This is a genomic window from Novosphingobium sp. 9U (assembly GCF_902506425.1).
Taxonomy (GTDB): Bacteria; Pseudomonadota; Alphaproteobacteria; order Sphingomonadales; family Sphingomonadaceae; genus Novosphingobium.
In genome coordinates, this window is record NZ_LR732469.1 from 1,328,901 (window position 1) to 1,351,336 (window position 22,436).

Consider the following 22,436-nt stretch of genomic DNA (forward strand, 5'->3'; position numbering starts at 1 on the left):
CGGTGGAAAGAGCGATGCTGTTCGGTGAAGAACGGGGCCCTTAGCGCCTGCGCGCGGCTGTGGCAATTCCCCCGCGCGGGTGCTAGCGAGAGGGCCATGCCACGCGCCCTCTCCGTCTCCCGTCTCTCCGCTTATCTGGCGCCGGCCTTCCTGCTGGCTGGCGCTCCGTCAGCTTATGCCGCCAAGGCGCCGCCGCCGGTGCCGGGTGGGCTGATCGGCACGCTCGAACAGGGTAAGTACGCATGCGAGCTGCCCGGCGATGCCAGCGGACCGATCCGCGTTCAGGCCAGCGAGTTCGACTTCACGATCATCCACGGCTCCAGTTATCGCTCGGCCGGCCGGCGCGGCAGCTACCTGCTTACCGGCGACGTCGTGCAGATGACGGGCGGCAAGCTGAAGGGGCTGAAGCTCCACCGCATCTCCGACGGCTTTCTCCGCCGTATCGAGGCGGATGGGCAGGACGGTGAGATGCGCTGCGTGCTGGGAACTCCGGGCAACAGTTAAGCGCATCGCCTGCGTTCCGGGGTACGATCATCGCCCCCGCGGATTGCCGCTCGGGTAACTGGCTCTAAGCTCCCGCATCGAGAGGAGCGCCAGGCATGCAGTTGCACTTGAGCGGGAAAGTAGCGGTGATCACCGGAGCGACGGCGAACATCGGCCGTGCCATCACGCTCGAACTCGCCCGCGAGGGGGCGAAGATCGTCGCAATCGGTCGGGACGCGGAAGCCGGCGCCCGCTTGGTCGAAGACTGCCGTCAGGCCGGCGCGCCCGAGGCGGTGTTCGTTGCGGCAGACCTGCTCGATCCAACCGCGCCGCAGCAAATCCTGTCCCAGGCACAAGCGCTTGGCCCCATCGAGGTGCTGGTCAACAACGTGGGCGGCAACGTCGACCAGGGTCTGTTCGTCGACTCCGATCCCGCCAAGTGGATGGCCGACATCGACCTCAACTTCGGCACCGTGCTGCGCATGACCCATGCGGTGCTGCCCGGCATGGTCGAGCGCAAGAGCGGCGCGGTGGTCAACGTCGGCTCGACCGCTGCTTTGGTGGGCGATTACATGCTGCCGGTCTACTCGGCGGCGAAAGGCGCGGTGCACAGCTTTACCGTGGTGCTGGCCAAGGAAGTGGGCCAGCACGGCATCCGCGTGAACGCGATCGCCCCTTACGCGACGATCTCCACCGATCCTGCGGCCTTCAGCACAGGCAGCCGCTTCCATCCGGAGTCCGGCGTGTTCAGCGGAGGCGGAGAGAGCGTGAGCGAGGCGGATCGCGCCCTACGCCTGCGCCGCACCTTCGTAGGCAAGCCGTTCGCCGCGCCAGAAGAGCTCTCCGGGCTCGTCGCCTTCCTCGCGTCCCCGCGGGCAAGCTTCATCACCGGGCAGGTCTACCCCATCGATGGCGGCGCACTGCTGTAGGACATGCCTTCAAGCACCGGCAGCCCGCAACGTGGCGCCGATACGGGAGAGACAATGATGGACACTGGCGCGCTGCAGACGCTGATCGACAAGGAAGCGATCCGCGAGTTGGTGCTGCTTTATTCGCGCGCGATCGACCGGCAGGACGTCGCACTACTGCGCGACCTCTACACCGCGGACGCGACCGACACGCATGGCGACAGCTTCGACGGGCCGGCCAGCGCCTATTGCGACTTTATCGAAAAATCGCTGCCCTACATGCCGTACAGCGGGCACCACGTGTGCAACCATCTGGTCAGCGTCGAGGGCGATACCGCCAATGGCGAGGTCTACGCGCTCGCCTACCACGTGATCCCCGGCAGCGACGGCGGGCGGCAGGAAGACTTCATGGCAGTGCGCTACATCGACAACTACCGCCGCTGCGAGGACGGACGGTGGCGCTTCTCCAAGCGTGTGGTCACTTACGACCTTAAGATCCGGAGGCCATTCGACGGCGGAGGCCTGTTGGGGCAAGGGGCGGCCGATCCCAGCTATGCCGAACTCGATCAGCGGCTCTTCGCCCGCGGGGCACGCGCAACTTAACCGAAATCAGCATGGAGCCTGGTCGGCCGTGCAGCTTTCGCAGCGGTCGATCATTCTCCTGCGCGGCGGCAGCGATGATGCGATGGCCCGCCGGGGAGATCCCAATGCCGGACACCGTGCGTGTGGGCGTGCTCAACGACATGGCGGATCTCGGCCCGGGGCCGGGCGACATGACGGACTGGCTTGAGCGCGAGGTCGAACGGCTGGGCGCGCGGGGCCGCATCACCGCTCCGGTCGAGTTCGTGCACGCCTATGGCCTGGGACTGCCCTCCGGCACCGCCGAGGCCATCGAGAAGGCGTACCAGGAGTTGGTCGATCAGGATGTGGTGCTGATCGTCGGCCCCGCGATCGGCGATAACGCGCTGATCGCAGCGCCGCTGGCCGAGCGTGCGCGGGTGCCGACCATCAACTGGGCCGGAGCCGAGCGCGCGCGGAGCCGCTACATGTTCCAGCTGCAGGTCGGCAGCCACGAGGACGAGTCGCTGGTGATCGCGCGGCACCTCGCCCGTTCCGGCGCGCAGCGGATTGCCGTCGTCTACGACAACTCACCGATCGGCACGCGGCACCTCAAGCACCTGGATGACGAAGCCGCGATCCTGGGGCTACAGGTCGTGGCGCGCGCCGACATTTCGCCGCTCGCACACGAGGCGGAGCAGCAGGTCACGGCTGCGCTTGGCGGCGGGCCAGACGGCTTCGTCTACCTGGGCCTGGGTGTCTCGGCCCCGCCGGTGGCACAGGCGCTGACCCGTTCGGGCTGGACCGGGCCGCGGATCATGAACACGGCGGGCTTGCGCGGCTATCATGGCGACTTCGCCCAAGTGTGCGACGGCTGGATCTATGTCGACATGCACTCGGACGAAAACCGGACCTTGCAGGCGCTGAGGCAGGAAATGGGCCTGTCGGCCAGTGAGGCGCTGGCCGCTGCCAAGGGGCACGATCTCGGCCGCCTAGTCGCCGAAGGCATCGCCCGCGCCCGGGACATCAGCCGCGAAGGCTTGCGCGTCGGGCTAGAACAAGTGAAATGGCTGCCCGCCGCCGAGGGCGAGGAAGGCACTCTACTCGGCTTCGGCATCCAAGACCGCGGCGCCCTGCACGGCCGTTATCTCGTCGTGCGCCAGTGGGTTGATGGGCGCAGTATCGAGGTCGGCCCGTAGGTTATCGGGAGCCAGATCGTGCGGTGGTCGGCTGTTTTCTCGGCGGTCGCTTGTTCCTTGAGCCAGAACAGCACACTATCCTGTTGGTAGATAGGCTCACAATGCCGCGGAAGAGCAATGGGCGGCACACCCCTGACGCAGCTAAATTCGAGAATGAACGACTGACATCAGGACACATGCGGCGCCACGCCCCGTGTACCGACGATCACGCGCTGCAGGACTCGTTTGCCCACATGCTCCAGGTTGCCGCGCATGTGCTGGAGCGCGATGTTGTCCCAGATGATCAGGTCGCCGGTGCGCCAGCGGTGTTCGAGCTGGCGCTCCGGCGCGTAGAACGCATGGAACACCCGGTGCAGAATGGCGCGGCCGCTGTCCGTATCGAACCCGTTGAGGCGGGCAGTCTGCAACTCGCTCACCCAAAGGCATGGTCGACCATTGTGCGGGTTCGTCAGCATGGTCGGCCGCGTGGCGCGGCGGAGCGCATCGGCATGCTCGCGATCGCAGGCGCGGCCCGAAAGTCGGGAGTAATGGGGCGAGACCATCTCCTGCTCGCCCTCTTCAAGGATCTCCTGAAGGTCTGGCGGGAGCGCCGCCCAGCCCTGCTGCGCGCTGACGAAGCGGGTCGAGGACGCACCGTCGACCACATCGATCGCGTGCAGCGACAAGGCGTCGAACGGGTGATCGGTATAGGCCGCATCGGCATGCCAGGCGAGCTCCGCAGCACTGGGTCCGCCGCCCTGGTTCGACATCGTCCCCGCCTCGCCCTCGCGCTCGAGAATGGGACCTAACAGCCCGCAGAGTTCGCGCTGGCGCGCCATGGACAGGGTCTGACCACGCGCCAGGATCAATCCGTGCGTCCGGAACAACTCGGCCAAGTGCCACGCCTCGGATGGGCCGAGCGGCGACGCGAGGTCACGCTCGATCTCGACGCCGAACGGCTGCAGCAGCCTGTGTGGCAGGGTGACGGCCATGGCTCTCTCCCGATTTTGGAGGCAGGCTACGCTGGCGCCGAACACACGGCAATCGAGTGGGGCAAGCATCGGCGAGACGATAGCCGACAGATTTGAGGGCGGGAGCCGGTGCATCTGAACGAGCTAAGAAGGTGACGGTGCTCTAGCCACGGTCTTCCCCGCTGCACCGCTTGCTTGCTCCTCCTCCCTGAAGGGAGGAGGTTGGGAGGTGGGTGTACCCACGCCAGCGTGGACGCGCTTCCCGGCCGCATCGCTCCCCCTTCCCGCCGGGGAGGGGAGATGTGAGGTAGGCTGATCGCAGCTGCACTCCCAAGGTCGTGAAGGGTGCGTACGCTGCGTGTCACTGCTAGCTTTGCATCCCGCTCGACCGCCGCGCGAAGCCTTCGCCGCGCACTCCGCAGATCGCGGGACCCGGCTCTCGTCCTCGGTCGGTCGCCTTGAGAGCAGATCAAGCCCCGACCGGAACGCTGGCGTCAGCCACCTTGTACAACCTCTTGTGCCGCAGGCGTGAGGCAAAGCCATGCCGAAGCTCCCGCACGAACCGGCACCACAGCTCTGGCTTGCGAACCACGCGAGCAAGCAGTTCGGCCTTGCCGCACGTCGCCGTGTCGTGGCGGAAGGCGGAGTACTGCATCGCCATCTCGGTCGAGCGGCGACGCTGCAGCAGGAGCCGGCGCTCCGCGGGAGCGAGCGAGGTGTCCCGCGCCAGGATCTCGTCCACCGCATCCATCACGGACTGCCGATCCGCCACCGTGCGCGAATGAGGCGAACTGCGCCGCGAGATCGAGCCCAGGGGCTCGGTATAGAGGTACATCGCACGGTTCAGCAGCGCGAGCCGAGCACCGTGTCGCAGCAGGTCGTAGGCGAACAGGAAGTCCTCGCAATATCGGTACCGCGCCGAATAGCTGAGCCCGGTGCTACGCAGGGAGGCTGTGCGCATCACGAGCTTGACGAGCGAGATAGGCCGGTCCTCGCGCCAGAGCGCCTCCGCGACGCCGACGCGATAGGTCGTGGTGCGCAGATAGTCTTCCAGCGAGACCCGCTGAAGTCCCGGCTTCCTTGCATAGCCGCCCTCCCCCACTTCCATCCCGGCCACGTCGTCGAACAACACGATGTCGTCGCCGATCGCGTCCAGATCGTGCTGCGTGCCAAGTGCGCATAGCCTCTCCAGGCGCTCTGGCCGGTACGCATCGTCGGCATCAAGCAGCGCTGTCCAAGTGCCTGTGGCTCGTGCCAGTCCGGCGTTGCGCGCGGCTGACGGCCCGCCGTTACGCTGCTGCTGCACCAGCTGGATACGATGGTCGGCAGCGGCGAGGCGGCGCACGACGGCACAGGTTTCGTCGAGCGATGCATCATCGACCACGATGATCTCGAAGTCCTGCAACGTCTGCGCCTGCACCGAGTGGATCGCGCGCGCGATGCAGTGAGCCGCATTGTAGGCCGGGATGACTACGGTGACCGTGGGCGCCGCCATCACGCGCGACGCTCCACACACCGGCCCGGTAAGCACGACCATTCAACCGCAAGCGTCAGAGTCCTCCGCAAACTTCCGCACCTCCGCCGAGCCATGTGGCATGCGGCATACCGGAGTCAGTCGGGGCACGGCGCGAAGATGCTTCGGAAACGGTGGCGTTCGAGCCGCAGCTTACATCGACGGCGCGTAGCCGCCGTTGAGCGGATAAGTCTGGCCGGTGATCCACTCCGACGCTTGCGAGCACAGGAACGTCACCAGCGCGGCAACGTCGGCCGACTTGCCGTAACGGCGGATCGTGTAGCGCGAGAGCTGCGCCTTGGCGTGATCGCTTGCCATCACCTCGGCCAGCTTCTCTTCAGGCATGTCGGGGATCAGCGACGACAGCGACACTGCATTGCAGGTCACGTTGTAGCGCCCGAGTTCCTTGGCGATCGAGCGCACGAAGCCTTGCGCGCCCGCCTTTGCCGAGGCGTAGACGGCCAGCTTCGGCTCGCCCGTGCGGCCCGAATCCGAGACGATGGTGACGATCCGCCCGCGACGCGCCTCGACCATGTTCGGAATGAAGGCGTAGCAGCAGTTGTAGACACCATAGAGGTTGGTGCGCAGGTAGCGCTCCCAAGCGGAGGGATCCTCCTCCCAGAAATTGCGCGTGGGGCGCAGCGATCCGCCCGGGCCCGCCATGCCGGCGTTGTTGACCAGGATCGTCGCCGGGCCGAGCTTCGCCGTGATCGCCGCATCCGCCGCCTTGATCGCGTCGAGGTCGCCAACGTCGAAAGGGACGGCGATAGCAGGCACACCAATCGCCTCGATTTCGGCAGCAACTGCCTCTGCACGCTCGGCCACGAAGTCGTTCACCGCCACACCCCCGGCATTGTGCCGCGCGAGCTCCAGCGCAGTCGCGCGCCCGGCGTTCTGCCCAGCTCCGGTCACGATCGCCACCTGTCCGCCGAGATCGAGAAGGTCCTTGTCGCTCATGTCTTGCTCTCCCAAGCTTGCTATGCTGTTTAGACAGTGAACACCATCTAAGCAGAACCGGTCCTGCGTGCCAGCAGCCGAACGAGAGGACGTCGGATGAATCGTGCTTCCGATCCGCCATCCCCCACGCCGCTGGCCGCAACGCTGCGGGATACTCAAGGGGCAGTGAGAGGCTTTGCCAACAGCCGACAGCGCGACTTGCCCGGATATCGCGCCTACGTTTCCCGCCGGATCGTGGCGCACCTGAGCTATCGCGCCGAGGGCGTCGCGCAGGACAGCACCATAGGAGATCACGATGCTGGATGGATTTGATCTCAGCGGTCGGGTGGCCCTGGTCACCGGCGGCGGTACGGGCATCGGCAAGGCGATCGCGACCTTGCTGGCTCGCCGCGGGGCGGAGATCGCGATCGCCTCGCGCCGAGCCGACCGGCTCGAAGCGGCTGCTCAGGAGATCGCCGGCGCGACCGGCCGCACGGTGCGCGCCTTCCCGGCCGACGTAACCGACGCTGAAGCAGCGCGGACCATGGTCGATGCCGTTGCGGCGGCATTCGGGCGCCTGGACATCCTGATCAACAACGCCGGCAAGTCGAGCTACGGGGGCTATTCCACCTTATCGCCCTCGATCTGGGACAAGGACGTGTCGCTGAACCTCAACGCCGCCTTCTACTGCTCGCAGGCGGCGGTCCCGCACCTCAAGGCCAGCGGGCGTGGCGCGATCGTGAACATCTCCTCTCAGGCCGGCATCTCGGGCACTGCCGGTTGCGGCGCCTACTCGGCAGCCAAGGCCGGCTTGCAGATGTTCACGCGGGTCGCGGCGATGGAGTGGGGCGGCTCCAACGTGAGGGTGAATGCTGTCGCGCCGGGGATGACTGCTACAGACCTTGCTCAGGCAAGCTGGGCCAAGACCGGTTTCGATGCGCTCGGCGCGGCAGAGACAGCCTTTGCCCTCAAGCGACCGGGTACACCCGAGGAAGTCGCGCAAGCCGTGGTCTTCCTAGCCAGCGATGCGGCCAGCTACATCACCGGCGAGACCCTGGCGGTCAGTGGTGGGCCGGGGCAGAAGGGCATGATCGACGTCGACTGAAGCGGCTCAACCGATGAAGGCTTCCTCGCGCTTCTCGGGTCGGATGTAGATCGACGAGATCGCCGGCGAGAGGGCCTTCATGCGCTCTTCCAGCAGCTCGATCAGCGTCTCTGCCTCTCCCATCGAGAGGCTGTCCTGGAAGTCGGCACTCACCGCGACGAAGACGCTCTCGGGCCCGGTGTGGACTGTGCGCACGTGGTTGACCGACTCGATCTGCGGGTGACCGTCGAGGACGGCGCGCAGTCGCTCGATCAGCACCGGATCGGCTGCCTCGCCGATGATCAGGCCTTTGGCTTCGCGCGCCAGCAACACCGCGACGCCTGCCAGCACTGCGCCAATGAGGATCGAGGCAGCCCCGTCGATGCGCGGATCGGCGAAGTGGATGCTGGCCCACACGCCGAGCGCGGCGATGGCCAGGCCGATCAAGGCCGCCGAATCCTCGAACAGGACGATGAACCCTGGCGGGTCCTTTGAGCGGTGGATCGCCTGCCACCAGGTCTTGTTGCCAACATGCGCGCGGAACTCCTTTACCGCGATCGTCCATGAGCTTCCTTCGAGTACGAAGGCGATTGCGAGGACGATGTAGCTGATCGTAGGGTCCTCGATCGGGTGCGGGTCCTGGATGTGGACAATGCCCTCGTAGATCGACACGCCGGCGCCGACGGCGAAGATCAGGATCGCGACGACGAAGGCCCAGAAGTACAGCTCCCGCCCATAGCCGAACGGGTGCGAGGCATCGGGCGGGCGGGCGGCGCGCTTCTGCCCGTAGAGCAGCAGGACCTGGTTGCCGCTGTCGACCAGGCTGTGCACGCCTTCCGTCGCCATCGAGGACGAACCGCTGATGCCGGCCGCTATGAACTTGGCGATGGCGATGCCCAGGTTCGCAGCGAGCGCGCCGTAAAGGACGATGTTCTTGCGGATATGCGCGAATGCGCCTGAGCTTTCGGCCATGCGCGCTCAACGGGCGGCAGGGGTCAGGGTTGCGTGCTGGCGTGCAAACTCGCGCCGGTAAACCGCATGCTTGGCTGGCGTCAGTCCTGCGGACTGCCACCTCCCCTTGCAGGGGAGGATCTTGGAAGGCGCTTAAGCCGCCAGTGCCGCCCGGCCCACGCGTTCGTTCCACAAGTCGGGTGAGCCGCACAGTTGCAGGTTCAGCATGGCGCGCTTCATGAACAAGTGGATCTGGTGCTCCTCGGTCAGGCCAATGCCGCCGTGGAACTGGATCGCCTCTTCCGTGACCCACTGGTAGGCCTCGGCTGCGTAGGTCTTCAGCCCGCCCATCTGCGCCGGAGTCACCGTCTCGGCCGCGGCGCCAGCCCGGCTCCACAGCAGAGCCTCGGCGGGCACGATGCGGATCTTGCAGTCGGCCGCCCGGTGCTTGAGCGCCTGGAACATCGCGATCGGGCGGTCGAACTGCTTGCGCATCTTCATGTAGTCGACGCTCATGTCGAGCGCGGCGTTGGCGCCGCCGAGGCAGTCGGCCGCGACGGCAAGATGCGCCTCTGGCGAGATCGCATCGTGGATGGCAAGCGAGCCGGCAGGGTCTGCCAGCACCAGCGAGGGATCCGGCGCAAAGCCATCGAGCACCAGGTCGAACAGGCGCCGGCTCTTGTCCCAGATCGGACGCTCGACCAGGCTGACGCCTGCTGCATTGGTGGGAACGAGGGTGTAGCCGCCCGGCAAGTAGGCGATTACCGCCGCCGCCATGTCGCCCTCGAACACGCCCGACACGGTGCCGGACACTGCACCGTCAGCCCCGGTCTGCAGCTTGGTCGACAGCATGTGCAGCGGCACGTATTCGCCGCCCGCGATCCGCTCCAGCCAATCCTCGCGGCCGGGCAGCGCCTCGGCTTCGAGGATCGCATGCAGGCCCAGCTGGGCCGGGATCAGCGGCGCTGCCGAGAGCACGCGACCCATCTCGAAGTGGATCGTGGTGGAGGCTTCGCGACCCAGGCCAAGACCGCCCAGTTCCTCTGGGAGGCGGATCATCAGCCAGCCCATCTCGGCGGCGAGCGTCCAGGCGGCATCACGATCTGGGACCAGCTTGTCGGCCGGGAAGGCCTTGGTGGCGGCATCCTGCAGTTCGGAAAGTTCGATCACAGCTTCCATCCCTTGGGCTCGCGCGGCATGTCGAGCATGCGCTCGGCAATGATGTTGCGCTGCACTTCCTCGCTGCCGCCGGCGATGGTCCAGGCGTAGGAGTTCATGAAGTCAGCCATCCAGTTGCCGGTGTTGAGATCGCCGAAGGTGATCGGCTTGACGTACTGCTCGGCCATGCCACCCAGGCGCACACCCAGCAGCGAGTAGGCGCGCAACGCACGGCTGTAGCTGTTCTTGACGATCGAGGCGTCGCCGGCGCGCTCCACGCCCTTGATGCGGTTGTCGAGGAAACGGTCGGCGATCGCGCAGGTCGCGTCGACTTGGCTGACGAGCGTACCGAAGTCGCGCAGCACGCCAGCGTCGTTCTCAAGGCCGTTGTCGCGGATCAGCTCGGCGACGCGCGAGAGCGCACCGCGCATGCGGTAAGCCAGCTCCATCAGCGTCAGGCCACGCTCCGACGACAGTGTCGCCTGCGCGTAAGCCCAACCATTGCCTTCCTCGCCGACCCGCTGCTCGACAGGGATCACCACGTTGTCGAGGAAGATCTCGGCGAATTCCTCGTCGCCCTGGATCTGGTGGATCGGGCTGACGGTGACGCCAGGCGTCTTCATGTCCATCAGCAGGTAGGTGATACCCGCCTGCTTGGCGCCTTCACTGGAGGTGCGCACCAGCAGCAGGCACATGTCGGCGAACTGGGCCATGGTCGACCAGACCTTCTGGCCGTTGACGACATAGACCTCCTTGCCATCACGCGTCTCACGCACCGCCTTGCACTTGAGCGCGGCAAGGTCGGAGCCGGCGCCCGGCTCGGAGAAGCCCTGGCACCAGGTCTCCCCTTGCAGGATGCGCGGCATGTACTTCGCCTTCTGCTCGGGCGAGGCGCATTCGTGCAGCGTGGCGAAGGCGTGGTAGGTGGATACAAACGAGAGCAGCAGGCGCGGCGCATCAACGCGCGCGAGTTCCTCGTAGATGACCTTCTGCTCGGCCAGCGTGCGCCCGCCGCCAGGATATTCGGCCGGCCAGTGCGGGATGGCGTAGCCGCCCTCGACCAGCTTGGCGAACCAGTCGCGCTGGGTGCGCACGAAGTCTTGCTGGGTGCTGCTCGCCTCGCGCCAATTGCGCGGAGCGTTCGCTTCCATCCAGGCGCGAACTTGCGCGCGCAAGGCTTCGAGGTGGCCGTCGGGCGAGGCTATATCCGTCATGCGCGGCTTCTTGCACGGGTGCTGAACACTCGTCCAGACCTGCACGCGGGCAGACGCATCGCACGGGCGTGAAGTGAGGCCTGCATGCTCGTTTCGTGCATGAGCGCCGCATACACCGTCACCCTGAACTTGTTTCAGGGTCCATGCCTCAACGTAGGCCGGTGCGTCGCTTCGCCATCGGACGCCTCCGTTCAACCCGATAGGACCTCGAGCTTGGCGGCACGATGGACCCTGAAACAAGTTCAGGGTGACGAACGAGATAGCGAGGCGCTGGTTGTCTTCCGCCTTTGCCGCTTCAGACCGCGACTTCGATCGTATCGTCCACCACCCGCACCTCGAACGTGTCGATCGGCATCGAAGCCGGGGGGTTCATCGGCATACCCGTCTCCAGATCGAAGCGGGCGCCGTGGACCGGGCATGAGATCCAGCCGTTGCGCAGCCGGCCGCAGTCGAGCGCCTCGTAGGCATGGCTGCACAAGTTGCGCACGGCGAACACGCGATCCTTGGTGTTGCACAGCAGGATCTGGTTGCCGCCGGCCTCGACCAGCTTCTTGGCGCCGGCCGGCACTTCGTCGATCTTTGCCACGGCAACGAATGTCTTCTCGGTCATCGTCTCTTTCTGTCTCTTTACCTGCTCTTCCCATGCCGCAATCGCCGCGCCACGGCCAGCGCTACGGCATGAGTGTACCTGCGCGACGCACGCGCGATGCCTGCCGGGGCAGGCTCTCGCCGCCGCAAACCGCCCGCTGAACGCTTGTCCAGCAGGGTTACTCTAGCTAACGCAAGCCGCAAGCTGTTCAACACGGCTGTTCACTAGCGGGGATGCCATGAACTTCGAATGGACGCAGGAGCAGGATGCATTTCGCCAGACCCTGCGCGATTTTTTGGCTGCCAACCTGCCCGATAACTGGGAGAAGTTTTCAGAGCATGGCCCCGCTTCGCCCGCGCTGACGGCCTTTGCGCGCGAGTTCTGCGCCAAGCTGGCGGACGTCGGCCTCCTCTTCCCGCACTGGCCGGTCGAGATGGGCGGCGAAGGTCTCGGCCCCTGGGAACAGCAGATCCTGGCCGAGGAGATGTGGATCGCCGGCGAGCCGCGGGGCGGCCAGTACATGAACGTCAACTGGATCGGCCCGACGCTGGTCAAGTACGGCACGCAGGCGCAGCAGGACCGCTACCTGCAGCCGATCACCGAAGGCAAGTCGCTGTGGTGCCAAGGCTTCTCCGAGCCGGACGCGGGCTCCGACCTTGCTTCGCTGCGTACCCGCGCGACGCTCACGCCGAGTGAGTCCGGCGCCAACTACGTCATCAACGGCCAGAAGATCTGGACCTCCTACGCCGGCCTTGCCGACACCTGCTTCCTGCTCACCCGCACCAGCGACGATCGCAAGAAGGGCATCACCATCCTGCTGGTGCCGATGGACACGCCGGGCATCACCGTGCGGCAAATCCCGTCGCTCATCGGCGAAGGTGACATCCACGAGGTGTTCTTCGATGACGTGACCGTGCCCGAGGGCGCCCGCTTCGGCGAAGAGGGCCAAGCATGGGAGATCATCGCCTACTCGCTGCGCAACGAGCGCCTCGGCATACCGCGCTTCACCCTGGCGCGCGCCGCGCTCGATCGCGCCGTGGCCATGCTCAAGGACGCGGGCGACTTCTCACGCGAGGCGGTGCGGATCGAAGCCGCGCGGTGCGCCAGCTTGTGCGAGGCGGCCGCGACCGCGAACTACGCCATCGTCCAGAAGCGCGTCGACGGCCTCGGCGTCGGGCCTGAATCAAGCTCCGCCCGCTTCGCCACCGTCATGTGCGAACGTGCTGTGTGCGAATTCGTGGTCGAGTTCGTGCCGGAGGCGCTTGCCGGCTCATCGCCCTATCTCAAGATGCACCACCAGCGCGGGATCGTCGCGGGCGTCGCCTCCGGCGCGGCGGAGATCCAGCTCAACATCATCGCGAGCGACGTGCTCGAACTGCCCAGGGAGCCGCGTTGATGCAACTCTCGCTCAGCGAAGACCAGAGCCAAATCCTCGGGTTCCTGGATGGTCTCACCAAGCCTTATGCGTCCGTGCCGATGCACGACCACTCGCTGGCGCTGACCAGTGAATCGCTCGATGCGGAACTGGTCGAGGGCGCTTTCCTCGACGTCATGGCGGAGGAAGAGCTTGGGCCGGCAACCGCGGCCTTGGTGGTGGAGAAGCTGGCCCGCCTGCCGTTCGCCGTGGAAGCGGCCGCATCTGCCCTGGTACGCCCGCTCATCGATCCCGAACTGCCGCGGCCGCTTTGCCTGATCGAGGAAGGACAGCTGCGCAAACCCGTGCGCTTCCTGGCCGACGGAGCCACCGTCGTCGTCATCGGACCGTCCAGCGTGCGTAGTTTCACGGCGAGCGCGGATCTGATCCGGGCGCCGCAGCAGGACACGCTCTACGCCTATCCGGTCGCCTTCCTCACGGGCTTGCCCACGACGCTGATTACCCACGATGTCGATGCGGCAGAGATTACCCGGGCGTGGCGCGTGGCGATCGCCGCCGAGGCCGCGGGCTTGCTGAGCGCGGCACTGCAAAGCGTGGTGACCTACGTGTCGGAACGTAAGCAGTTCGGCCGTCCGCTCGCGACCTTCCAGGCTATCCGCCATCGTCTGGCCGAGGACCAGGTCGTGACCAACGGCGTGTACTGGCTGGCGATCCGGGCGGCCGCGACGGGGTCGCATGCCGATGCGGCCCTGGCCGCGCTCCATGCGCAGGAAGCCGCCAAGCGGGTGACCTACGACTATCACCAATTTCTGGGCGGAATGGGCATGACGCTGGAGCATCCACTACACTTGTGGACGTACCGGCTGAAGCTGCTCACCGCCGAGCTCGGCGGCCGCGGGGCGAACGCGCTGGCCGCGGCGGATGCACTCTGGGGCTGAAGGCGGAGGGCAGCTGGCGGCTAGCAGCGGGCTCACGCGTCGATGTCGGTGTGAATGTTGGCTACAGCGATGCTTACAGCTCGAGGGTTAGCGCTGTTCCCACACCGCTGACCAACACCGTCTATGCTAAGCCTATCTAAGCATCCCAGCTGCCGATGCATTCGATCCTGGTGCACTGACAATCAAAGGAGGACCCGCGCTACCGCGAGCCCTCCCTCAAGCTATAGCTCAAAAAGACTTCAGCCGATCGCGACGAGGCGCTTTGCCTCGGCGACGATCTCAGGAGGCTGCACAAGGAAGGCGTCCTCGAGCTTCTTGGCAAACGGCACCGAGCAGTACGGCGCACCAAGGCGGCCCACAGGCGACTTGAGCTTGCCGAACAGAGACTCCTGAACCGTTGCCGCGATCTCTGCACCAGGACCGAAGTTGCGGCCGGCTTCGTGGACCACCAGCAGGCGACCGGTCTTCTCCGCCGAAGCGAGGACGGTTTCCTTGTCCCACGGCGAAATCGTGCGCAGATCGACCACTTCAACCGAAACGCCCGCCTTGCCGAGTTCCTCGACCGCCTGCATCACGGTGAACATCATCTGCCCGTAGGAAACGATGGTCAGGTCAGTGCCGGGCATCACCACGTTGGCCTTGCCGATCGGGATCGGCCCCTGGTTGACCGGCGTGTCCATCGGCACGAACAGCGTCTTGCCGCTCTCGACGATGATGACCGGATCGGGATCCTGGATCGCCGAAAGGTAGAGCCCCTTGAAGTCTGCGGGTGTCCAGGGGATCACCACCTTGATGCCGGCGGTGTGGCAGAACCACGCCTCGTAGAAGTCGGCATGCTGGCCGGCGGTCTGGTTGCCCGCGCCGGTCAGGGTGCGGATCACCAGCGGTACCTGGCTCTGGCCGCCCGACATGAAGCGCAGCTTGGCTGCGTGGTTCACGATCATGTCCATCGCCACGGTCGTGAAGTTCATCAGCATGATTTCGGCTACGGGCTTGTAGCCCGCCATCGCCGCGCCGATCGCCGCGCCCATGATCGCCTGCTCGGCGATCGGCGTGGACCGCACGCGCATGTCGCCGAACTTCGTCGAGAGGCCGCGCGTGACGCCGATGACACCGCCGCCCTCACGGTCGGCGATGTCCTCGCCGAGCACCAGGACCTTGGGATCGGCTTCCATCGCCTCCATCAGCGCGGCGTTGATGGCCTGCATGCCGTTCATCTTCACCGTTTCGACGGCGGGTGCTTCCAGAGTGTCGGTGCTCATGCCGGAATCTCCTCGGCGAAGACGTCGCGACGCAGTTCGTCGTCCGACGGGTACTCACAAGCCATCGCGAACTCGATGGCGTCGTTGACCTCGGCCTCGATCTCGGCCGTCAGCTTGTCCAGTTCCTCGGCCGAGGCGACACCATCGTCGATCAGCTTCTGGCGGAAGCGTGGCAGCGGATCGGCCTCCATCGCAGCGGCTTTCTCTTCCTTGGTCATGTAACCGTCGGCGTCGCCGAAGACGTGGCCCATGAAGCGGAAGGTCTTGCATTCGAGCAAGGTCGGGCCCTGGCCCGCGCGGGCGCGCTCGATGGCAGCGTGAGCGTGGGCATAGACGTCGATCGGATCGTTGCCGTCGACGGTGTAGCCGGGCATGCCGTAACCGATCGCGCGCTTGGAGATCAGGTCGACCGAAGTCCCGTTCTCATAGCGGGTGTGCTCGGCAAAGCCGTTGTTCTGGCAGACGAAGATCACCGGCAGCTTCCACACCGATGCCAGGTTCAGCGCCTCGTGGAAGGCACCGATGTTGCTGGCGCCATCACCAAAGTAGGCGACCGTGACCTGCTTGGTGCCATCCAGCAGCGCCGCCCAGCCAAAGCCATTGGCGATCGGCATCGACGAGCCGACGATCCCGGTGGTGACCATCACACCCGTCTCCGGGTGGGTCAGGTGCATCGGGCCGCCCTTGCCCTTGCACGTGCCGTCGACGCGGCCGCAGATCTCGGCCCAGAGCGGGCGCAGCGGCATGTTCTTGGCGACCATGTCGTGGATGCCGCGGTAGATCGTGCAGATCTTGTCGTCATCGTTCAGCAGCGTGGAGATCGCCGAAGGAATGCACTCCTGCCCGCGTGCCGAGTAATACGGCGCGGTGATCCGGCCACGGCGGATCTGCGTGCGCGTGGCGTCGTCATTACGCTCGATACGGATCATCCGGCGATAGATGTCGAGCTGCGTGGCGGCATCGGGCGATGCCCTGTTGGTCAGCGTCTGGCTCATGGTCCCTCTCTCGATGGCCTCCGTCTCTAGAGCGGTGGTAAACACTCGTGTTCATTAGCTGTAGCGCGTGACGCTGCAAGGGCAAGGGCGGCGGTTGCGCAGCCATCGCCGGTGCGGTTCGGTGGTCGGGGCGATTGTGCGGGCATAGCGCCCAGCGACACGAGGCAGATGGCGTTGAGGCAAGCAAGCGTGCCTCGCTGCATTGGGAGGCGAGCGCCTGGAGACCCGGCTCGGGTACGCATCGATTCGCATCAGCGCGATGACGCTCGACCATCGCTCCGGAAACGAGAAACGCCGCATCTGCACGGGGGCAGATGCGGCGCACTATCTCTATCATGGTCCTGTTCGTGGCGGGGGAGTGCCCGCGCCCTTCACTCAGACCGGCTCGATCAGTTGACCGAGTCCTTCAGGCCCTTGCCGGCCTTAAACTTGGGCTGGCTCGAAGCCTTGATCTCCATGGCCTCGCCGGTGCGCGGATTGCGGCCGGTCGACGCCTTGCGCTTGGCAACCGAAAACGTGCCGAAACCGACCAGGCGCACTTCGTCGCCCTTCTTCAGAGCTTCGGAGATTGCGTCGAACACGCCTTCGACGGCCTTCACGGCGTCGTTGCGCGTCAAGCCGCTGGTGGTGGCGACAGCGCTGATGAGATCGTTCTTGTTCATTATGGGAACCCCCTAGCCTTTCAGTGGAAACCGCTCGTGGTGGTGAGAAACTTGGATTCGTCTTGCGAATGGGTCGGGAATTGAGCGTCTTTCCTGACCGGTGTCAAAGGCAAATGCCTCCCCAGATTGGCGGTTTGGCGCGTTTTCTCGACGTTTTCGCGACGGATGGCGATTGTGCATCGCAGCGACGCGCCATCGCGACGCGGGAACATCCCACGCCGGCATCGCAGCATTGCGGGCAGATGGAACTCGGTCGGAGACTCAAGTGAAAGGGGCCGGCACGCGAGTACCCGCCCCTTCCCTTGTCAGTCCAAACGCGCCGGCTTGAGGGTGCCTCAGGCTTCCTCGTTCCGGACGTCGCGACGCTCGGCGATGCGAGCGCGCTTACCGGTGCGGCCGCGCAGGTAATACAGCTTGGCGCGACGCACCACGCCCTTGCGGACGACGGTGATCGCGTCGAGGTTGGGCGAGTAGAGCGGGAACACGCGCTCCACGCCTTCGCCGAAGCTCATCTTGCGCACGGTGAAGTTGGAACCCATGCCGCGGTTCGAACGCGCGATGCACACGCCTTCGAAGTTCTGGACGCGGGTACGGGTGCCTTCGACGACCTTCACGCCGACGCGGACGGTGTCGCCCGGACGGAACGTGGGGATCTCTTTCGCAGCCTTGGCGATTTCCTCGGCTTCAATCTGCTGAATCAGGTTCACTTGCCTGGTCCTTCGTCTGTTCGCTGCGCGCCAGAGGCAGACTGAACCCGAACGCCATTGTGACGCTCCCAAAGGTCCGGCCTGCGTGACCGTGTGTCGATCTCAGCCTGTTGCTTTCGCCAGGCCGCGATCTTCGCATGATCCCCCGATCGCAGCACTTGCGGGATCGTGCGCCCCTCCCATTCGACTGGTCGGGTATAGTGCGGGTATTCGAGCAGGCCGTCCTCGAACGACTCCTCGGCCCCGCTGGAAGGCGCGCCCATTACGCCGGGAAGCAGCCGAATGCAAGCATCCAGCAGCATCAGCGCCGCAGGTTCGCCGCCAGAAAGGACGATGTCGCCGACGGAGACCTCCTCCACTTGGCGCCCCTCGAAGATACGCTCATCGAAGCCCTCAAACCGGCCACACAGCACCGTGACGCCCGGCCCTTGCGCCAGTTCCCGCACGCGTGCCTGCGTGATCGGCGTTCCGCGCGGCGTCATGGCGATGACGGGAGCCGCGGGGCTTAGCGAACGGGCGTGGTCGATGGCGGCCGCCAGCACGTCGGCCTTGAGCACCATACCGGCGCCCCCACCCGCGGGTGTGTCATCGACGGTGCGGTGCTTGTCGCTCGCGAAATCACGAATGTGCACGGGGTTGAGCGACCACTTGCCCTCCGCCAGCGCCCTGCCCGCGAGCGAGAAGCCGAGCGGGCCGGGGAACATCTCGGGATAGAGCGTGAGGACGGTGGCTACGAAGGTCATGGCTTGCTCAGACGGTCCAATTCTCGACGAGCAGACCGGGCACGTCGGCGAAGTCGCTCTCGTTGTTGGTAACGACGATCGCGCCGATACTCAGCGCGTGTGCAGCGAGCAACCGATCGAAGCGCGCGCGTTTGAACGGCAGGCGGGCGTAAGCACGGGCAGCCGCCTCGTCGAAAGGGAGAAGCGGAATTTGCGCCACGAACGCTTCTAGTATCTCAGGTGGAGGTGGCTTTCCGACGTACGTGCCATACGCCACTTCGGCATAGCTGATCACCGACATCGCGATCTCGCCCTCCTCACAGTCGGCGATGCGCGACACAAGACCATCATACCCGACGTCCATCGCGTACACGGCGGAATTGGCGTCGATCAGATAGCGCGCATGGCTCATCCGGGATCAGCGATCTGCTGCTTCTTTGCTGCGATCGTACTTGGGCGCTCTTCGAAGTCTTCGCGCGGTGCCAGGCGGATGCCCGGCGCCTTGCCCGCAAATCCGCTAACATCGATCTTGCGCTTAGCAGCCGGCTTCCTGCGCAAATGCAGTTCGCCATCAACTTGTTCGACGAGCCATTCGCAGTCAGGCTCAACGCCCAACGCCGCCGGAATACGGATCGCGACCGAATTCCCGGACTTGAAGCTTTTGGCGGTGTATTCCTGACCCATGCCGACCTCCGTATATACAGCAAGTATATACATCCACTGCCCGCGTGGCAACGTGTCTAGTGCAAGGTCGTCTGATCGCTATGGATCGATAGACCACATCGCACATCGGCCCTGATGACGGATCAATCCTCGGCGAAAGCAGCTGCGATGACCAGCCGTTGCCCATCCCAGTCGGGTACGGCGGCCGCATTCATCGGCACCATGAAGCGCTTACGTTTGCCACTCTCGTCCGGCGGACGCTCGATCTCGAGCACGTCGCCGGCGCCGTAGTTCTCGACGGCGATGCAGGTGCCCAGCGCCTGCCCTTCCATCGAGATCGCCGGCAAGCCGATGAGGTCGGCGTGATAGTACTCGCCCTCGTCCGGGTCGGGCATCTGCGAGCGCGGTACGGTCAGCGCCGTCCCACGCAGCTTCTCCGCCGTATTGCGGTCGGTCACTTCGGCGAAGCGGGCGATCGCGCCGCCCTTGCCGTCGTCCTTCAGCTTCGCGAGCGTCAGGCCGCCATCGTTGAAGGCGCGGTAGCGCTTGAGCGCCGCCACGCCTTCTCCGAACAGCTTGAGGCGCACCTCGCCCGTTATCCCGTGCGCGCCGGACACGGCGGCAAGGGTAACGGGACGGTCAGGCGACAGAGCCAAGATCAGCCCTCAGCGGGAGCCTCGCTGCTCTCCACACGGGGCTCTTCTGCGCCCGGGTTCTCGGCGCCTTCAGCCGGAGCTTCGGCCGAGGGAGCCTGTGCGGCGGCAGCAGCGGCGGCTGCGGCTTCTTCAGCCTCGGCGGCCTTGGCAGCCTTGTCTTCGGCGCGCTCCTTGGCCTTCTTGCCGGGCTCGGCCTTGTTCGGGTTGTTGGAAGCGGGACGCTCCTTGATGCCAGCCTTGTCGAGCAGGCGAGCAACACGGTCGGTCGGCTGCGCGCCGACGCCCAGCCAGTAGCGCACGCGGTCCTCGACCAGCTTCACGCGGTTCTCGTCATCCTTGGCGAGCACCGGGTTGTAGGTACCCAGCTGCTCAAGGTACTTACCATCGCGGGGCGAACGCGAGTTGGTGACGACGATACGGTAGTACGGACGCTTCTTGGCGCCACCGCGCGAGAGACGGATTGCTACGGACATTGCTTCAACCTTCCTTCTAGATTCTGATGCTTACTTCTTGAATTTGCTCATGTCGGGCAGGCTGCCGACGCCGCCACCCATTCCGCCGAGCGCATTGCCGAGGCCGGGCATCGCGCCCTCAAGGCCGCCCTTGCCGAACATCGCGGCCAGGCCCTTCAGGCCGCCCATCTTTTTGATCTGCTTCATCGCCTTGCCCATTTCCTGGTGCATCTTGAGCAGCTTGTTCACGTCCTGGACTTGTGTGCCCGAGCCCTTGGCGACGCGGATCTTGCGCTTGGCGTTGAGCAGCGCCGGGTTGACACGCTCCTTGATCGTCATCGAGCCGATGATCGCGTCCATGCGCAGCAGCACGCGCTCGTCCATGCCCGAGGCTGCCATCGCCGCCTTGGCCTTCTTCATGCCCGGCATCATGCCCGCGAGCGCGCCCAAGCCGCCCATGTTCTGCATCTGCTTCAGCTGCATGCGCAGGTCGTTCATGTCGAACTTGCCCTGCTCCATGCGCTTGGCGAGCGCTTCGGCGTCCTCCAGCTTGACCGTCTCGGCCGCCTTCTCGACGAGGCTGACGATGTCACCCATGCCGAGGATCCGGTTGGCGACCCGGGCGGGCTGGAACACCTCGATCGCGTCGAGCTTCTCGCCCGTGCCCGCAAACTTGATCGGCTTGCCGGTAACGGCACGCATCGACAGCGCCGCACCGCCGCGCGCATCGCCGTCCATCCGTGTCAGCACGACGCCGGTGAGGTCAACCTGCCCAGCGAACGACTGCGCGACGTTGACCGCGTCCTGGCCGGTCAGCGAGTCGACCACCAGCAGCACTTCGCGCGGGGTCGAGATGGCGGAAACCGCCTTCATCTCGTCCATCAACTGCTGGTCGACGTGGAGGCGGCCAGCGGTGTCGAGCAGCAGCACGTCGATAGCCTGCAGCTTGGCCGACTGCAGCGCGCGAGTGGCGATCTCGGTGGGCTGCTGCCCGGCGATGATGGGCAGGGTGGCAACGCCGACTTGCTCGCCGAGCACCTTCAGCTGCTCCTGCGCCGCCGGACGATTGACGTCCAGCGATGCCATCATCGCCTTCTTGCCGTGCTTCTCCTTTAGGAGCTTGGCGATCTTGGCGGTGCTGGTGGTCTTGCCCGAGCCCTGCAGGCCGACCATCATGATGACGACCGGCGGGCTGGCGTTCAGGTCGAGCTCGGGCGTGGTCTCGCCGCCCAGCGTCTCGATCAGGGCATCGTTGACGATCTTGATGACCTGCTGGCCCGGCGTGACCGAGCGCAGCACGTCCTGGCCTACGGCCTTCTCGGTGACCTGGTCGACGAAGCGTCGCACCACCGGCAGCGCCACGTCGGCTTCGAGAAGCGCGATTCGCACCTCGCGCATGGCATCGCGAACGTCCTGCTCCTTGAGCGCACCGCGCCCACGCAGCTTGTCGAACACACCACCGAGACGATCGGACAGGCTGTCGAACATGAGCAGTCCACTCCAGTTGCCGCGAGCGAAAACCCGCGAAACGCCAAAAACGCCGGCGGACGAAACCTCGTCAGCCAGCGTCTAAATAGTCACCCCCTCACAGCCCAAAAAAGCGCCGCGAAGGTATGGTGAGATTTGGTTCAGGCCGGAGCGAGAATGGTGGCCTTCCGAGAACCGGAGCGGAGCGACCTTCATGGTCGTGAGCACCGGAAGCGCAGGAGGCTGCCGTTCGCAGCCCGGCATGGACCAAATATCGCCATACCGAAAGAATGGTGGAGCCGAGGGGGATCGAACCCCTGACCTCTACAATGCCATTGTAGCGCTCTCCCAGCTGAGCTACGGCCCCGTTCCATTCGACCAGACCAACCCTGGGAGGCCGATCCGCCCCGAGGTCCAGCCCCGGGAGGCCGCCCCTCTAAGAGCGGTTCCCAAGGTTGGCAAGGGGGAAATTTCAGGAGCGGTCAGCCAAGGCGACCGCTCCCGAAGTGATCACGTATCGTGCTCGTCCTCGGTCTCTGCGCCCGGGATGCCGAGATCGTCGTCGCCGCCAAGGTCCACATCGTTGTCCGGCGAATCGCCGTCCTCGTCGATGTCCAGATCCTCCTCGGCGAGATCGGAATCCTCCTCCTCGACGACTTCCTTCTTCTGCACTTCCTCGAACTGCACGGGCTGCTTGGACTTGAGCACAGGCTCAGGGTTCCACTGGTTGCCGCACTCGATGCAGGTGACGGGGTCATCCTTGCCGAGGTCGTAGAACCGCGTGCCGCACTTCGGGCAGCCGTGCTTGGCGCCCCATTCCGGGTTGACCATGAAAATTCCTCGTCTGGCGGGTCCAGGAAGGCCCGCGCTGAAAATCTTGTACTTGATGGGTTGGCCCCGCTGCGAAATCAAGCAGCGCTGACCGCATCAGGGCGCGCGCCTTGCCATAGCCGGTGCCCCCTGTCAAAAGCCCGCCGCTCACCTGCCATCCAGC

26 protein-coding genes and 1 tRNA gene are annotated in these 22,436 nt (G+C 65.5%); 8 read left to right on the top strand and 19 right to left on the bottom strand.

The window, feature by feature from the left end:
• Positions 1-96 precede the first annotated feature (96 nt).
• The 4 genes from GV044_RS06030 to GV044_RS06045 all read left to right on the top strand — a co-directional run bounded on the left by GV044_RS06030 (position 97) and on the right by GV044_RS06045 (position 3,148).
• A complete protein-coding gene (locus GV044_RS06030; RefSeq protein ID WP_201299021.1) occupies positions 97-504 on the top strand; it encodes a hypothetical protein in 408 nt (135 codons plus the stop codon).
• A 95-nt stretch (positions 505-599) separates the two neighbouring features.
• Complete coding sequence (locus GV044_RS06035) at positions 600-1,412, top strand: SDR family NAD(P)-dependent oxidoreductase (RefSeq protein ID WP_159866809.1); 813 nt, start codon at positions 600-602, stop codon at positions 1,410-1,412.
• Between the two features lie 54 nt (positions 1,413-1,466).
• Positions 1,467-1,994, top strand: coding sequence for a nuclear transport factor 2 family protein (locus GV044_RS06040; protein WP_236554741.1), 528 nt, complete (start codon positions 1,467-1,469; stop codon positions 1,992-1,994).
• A gap of 104 nt (positions 1,995-2,098) precedes the next feature.
• Positions 2,099-3,148, top strand: a complete 1,050-nt coding sequence (locus GV044_RS06045) for an ABC transporter substrate-binding protein (RefSeq protein ID WP_159866812.1) — start codon at positions 2,099-2,101, stop codon at positions 3,146-3,148.
• A gap of 167 nt (positions 3,149-3,315) precedes the next feature.
• Here the strand turns inward: GV044_RS06045 and GV044_RS06050 are convergent, their stop codons facing one another.
• The 3 genes from GV044_RS06050 to GV044_RS06060 all read right to left on the bottom strand — a co-directional run bounded on the left by GV044_RS06050 (position 3,316) and on the right by GV044_RS06060 (position 6,568).
• On the bottom strand, positions 3,316-4,119 hold the full coding sequence (locus GV044_RS06050) for a TauD/TfdA family dioxygenase (protein WP_159866815.1): 804 nt from the start codon (positions 4,117-4,119) through the stop codon (positions 3,316-3,318).
• A 448-nt stretch (positions 4,120-4,567) separates the two neighbouring features.
• Complete coding sequence (locus GV044_RS06055; RefSeq protein ID WP_159866817.1) at positions 4,568-5,593, bottom strand: glycosyltransferase family 2 protein; 1,026 nt, start codon at positions 5,591-5,593, stop codon at positions 4,568-4,570.
• A gap of 171 nt (positions 5,594-5,764) precedes the next feature.
• On the bottom strand, positions 5,765-6,568 hold the full coding sequence (locus GV044_RS06060; protein WP_159866820.1) for an SDR family NAD(P)-dependent oxidoreductase: 804 nt from the start codon (positions 6,566-6,568) through the stop codon (positions 5,765-5,767).
• A 96-nt stretch (positions 6,569-6,664) separates the two neighbouring features.
• Between GV044_RS06060 and GV044_RS06065 the strand changes: the two genes are divergently transcribed.
• Positions 6,665-6,880, top strand: a complete 216-nt coding sequence (locus GV044_RS06065) for a hypothetical protein (protein ID WP_159866823.1) — start codon at positions 6,665-6,667, stop codon at positions 6,878-6,880.
• Positions 6,864-7,652: an SDR family NAD(P)-dependent oxidoreductase gene (locus tag GV044_RS06070; RefSeq protein ID WP_159866826.1), complete on the top strand. Its 789-nt coding sequence runs from the start codon at positions 6,864-6,866 to the stop codon at positions 7,650-7,652. Before GV044_RS06065 ends, GV044_RS06070 begins: the two co-directional genes overlap by 17 nt.
• 6 nt (positions 7,653-7,658) lie before the next feature.
• Here the strand turns inward: GV044_RS06070 and GV044_RS06075 are convergent, their stop codons facing one another.
• From GV044_RS06075 to GV044_RS06090, 4 genes are all read right to left on the bottom strand, one after another.
• Positions 7,659-8,603 carry a cation diffusion facilitator family transporter gene (locus GV044_RS06075; RefSeq protein ID WP_159866829.1) on the bottom strand — a complete coding sequence of 315 codons (945 nt, stop codon included), beginning with the start codon at positions 8,601-8,603 and terminating at the stop codon, positions 7,659-7,661.
• Positions 8,604-8,735: 132 nt separating this feature from the next.
• On the bottom strand, positions 8,736-9,752 hold the full coding sequence (locus GV044_RS06080; protein WP_159866832.1) for an acyl-CoA dehydrogenase family protein: 1,017 nt from the start codon (positions 9,750-9,752) through the stop codon (positions 8,736-8,738).
• Positions 9,749-10,954: an acyl-CoA dehydrogenase family protein gene (locus tag GV044_RS06085; protein WP_159866835.1), complete on the bottom strand. Its 1,206-nt coding sequence runs from the start codon at positions 10,952-10,954 to the stop codon at positions 9,749-9,751. Before GV044_RS06085 ends, GV044_RS06080 begins: the two co-directional genes overlap by 4 nt.
• Before the next feature lie 295 nt (positions 10,955-11,249).
• Positions 11,250-11,564, bottom strand: a complete 315-nt coding sequence (locus GV044_RS06090; RefSeq protein ID WP_159866838.1) for a non-heme iron oxygenase ferredoxin subunit — start codon at positions 11,562-11,564, stop codon at positions 11,250-11,252.
• A gap of 217 nt (positions 11,565-11,781) precedes the next feature.
• Here GV044_RS06090 and GV044_RS06095 point away from each other — a divergent pair, with 217 nt between their 5' ends.
• Entirely contained in the window at positions 11,782-12,939 is a 1,158-nt protein-coding gene (locus GV044_RS06095) for an acyl-CoA dehydrogenase family protein (protein ID WP_159866841.1), read from the top strand.
• The gene (locus tag GV044_RS06100) at positions 12,939-13,856 is read left to right on the top strand and encodes an acyl-CoA dehydrogenase family protein (RefSeq protein WP_159866844.1); all 918 of its coding nucleotides are present in this window, start codon (positions 12,939-12,941) and stop codon (positions 13,854-13,856) included. Before GV044_RS06095 ends, GV044_RS06100 begins: the two co-directional genes overlap by 1 nt.
• Before the next feature lie 239 nt (positions 13,857-14,095).
• On the opposite strand, the gene GV044_RS06105 is transcribed toward GV044_RS06100, so the two are convergent.
• The 12 genes from GV044_RS06105 to GV044_RS06160 form a co-directional block, all read right to left on the bottom strand.
• Positions 14,096-15,118 (bottom strand): alpha-ketoacid dehydrogenase subunit beta, encoded by a 1,023-nt coding sequence (locus tag GV044_RS06105; protein ID WP_159866847.1) that lies wholly within the window; start codon positions 15,116-15,118, stop codon positions 14,096-14,098.
• Positions 15,115-16,113, bottom strand: coding sequence for a thiamine pyrophosphate-dependent dehydrogenase E1 component subunit alpha (locus GV044_RS06110; RefSeq protein ID WP_159866850.1), 999 nt, complete (start codon positions 16,111-16,113; stop codon positions 15,115-15,117). Before GV044_RS06110 ends, GV044_RS06105 begins: the two co-directional genes overlap by 4 nt.
• A 389-nt stretch (positions 16,114-16,502) precedes the next feature.
• The gene (locus GV044_RS06115; protein ID WP_159866853.1) at positions 16,503-16,775 is read right to left on the bottom strand and encodes an HU family DNA-binding protein; all 273 of its coding nucleotides are present in this window, start codon (positions 16,773-16,775) and stop codon (positions 16,503-16,505) included.
• Between the two features lie 335 nt (positions 16,776-17,110).
• The gene (gene rplS, locus GV044_RS06120) at positions 17,111-17,482 is read right to left on the bottom strand and encodes a 50S ribosomal protein L19 (RefSeq protein WP_159866856.1); all 372 of its coding nucleotides are present in this window, start codon (positions 17,480-17,482) and stop codon (positions 17,111-17,113) included.
• Positions 17,479-18,225 (bottom strand): tRNA (guanosine(37)-N1)-methyltransferase TrmD, encoded by a 747-nt coding sequence (gene trmD / locus GV044_RS06125; protein WP_159866859.1) that lies wholly within the window; start codon positions 18,223-18,225, stop codon positions 17,479-17,481. The genes rplS and trmD overlap by 4 nt, the downstream gene beginning before the upstream one ends.
• A gap of 7 nt (positions 18,226-18,232) precedes the next feature.
• The gene (locus tag GV044_RS06130) at positions 18,233-18,616 is read right to left on the bottom strand and encodes a type II toxin-antitoxin system VapC family toxin (RefSeq protein WP_159866862.1); all 384 of its coding nucleotides are present in this window, start codon (positions 18,614-18,616) and stop codon (positions 18,233-18,235) included.
• Positions 18,613-18,888 (bottom strand): hypothetical protein, encoded by a 276-nt coding sequence (locus tag GV044_RS06135; protein WP_159866865.1) that lies wholly within the window; start codon positions 18,886-18,888, stop codon positions 18,613-18,615. Before GV044_RS06135 ends, GV044_RS06130 begins: the two co-directional genes overlap by 4 nt.
• A gap of 122 nt (positions 18,889-19,010) precedes the next feature.
• Positions 19,011-19,517 (bottom strand): ribosome maturation factor RimM, encoded by a 507-nt coding sequence (gene rimM, locus GV044_RS06140; protein ID WP_159870971.1) that lies wholly within the window; start codon positions 19,515-19,517, stop codon positions 19,011-19,013.
• Between the two features lie 8 nt (positions 19,518-19,525).
• On the bottom strand, positions 19,526-19,996 hold the full coding sequence (gene rpsP / locus GV044_RS06145; protein WP_159866868.1) for a 30S ribosomal protein S16: 471 nt from the start codon (positions 19,994-19,996) through the stop codon (positions 19,526-19,528).
• A gap of 30 nt (positions 19,997-20,026) precedes the next feature.
• Positions 20,027-21,463 (bottom strand): signal recognition particle protein, encoded by a 1,437-nt coding sequence (gene ffh / locus GV044_RS06150; protein WP_159866871.1) that lies wholly within the window; start codon positions 21,461-21,463, stop codon positions 20,027-20,029.
• A 270-nt stretch (positions 21,464-21,733) separates the two neighbouring features.
• Positions 21,734-21,809 (bottom strand) — tRNA-Ala (locus tag GV044_RS06155).
• A gap of 143 nt (positions 21,810-21,952) precedes the next feature.
• Positions 21,953-22,273, bottom strand: a complete 321-nt coding sequence (locus tag GV044_RS06160; protein ID WP_159866874.1) for a TIGR02300 family protein — start codon at positions 22,271-22,273, stop codon at positions 21,953-21,955.
• Positions 22,274-22,436 lie beyond the last annotated feature (163 nt).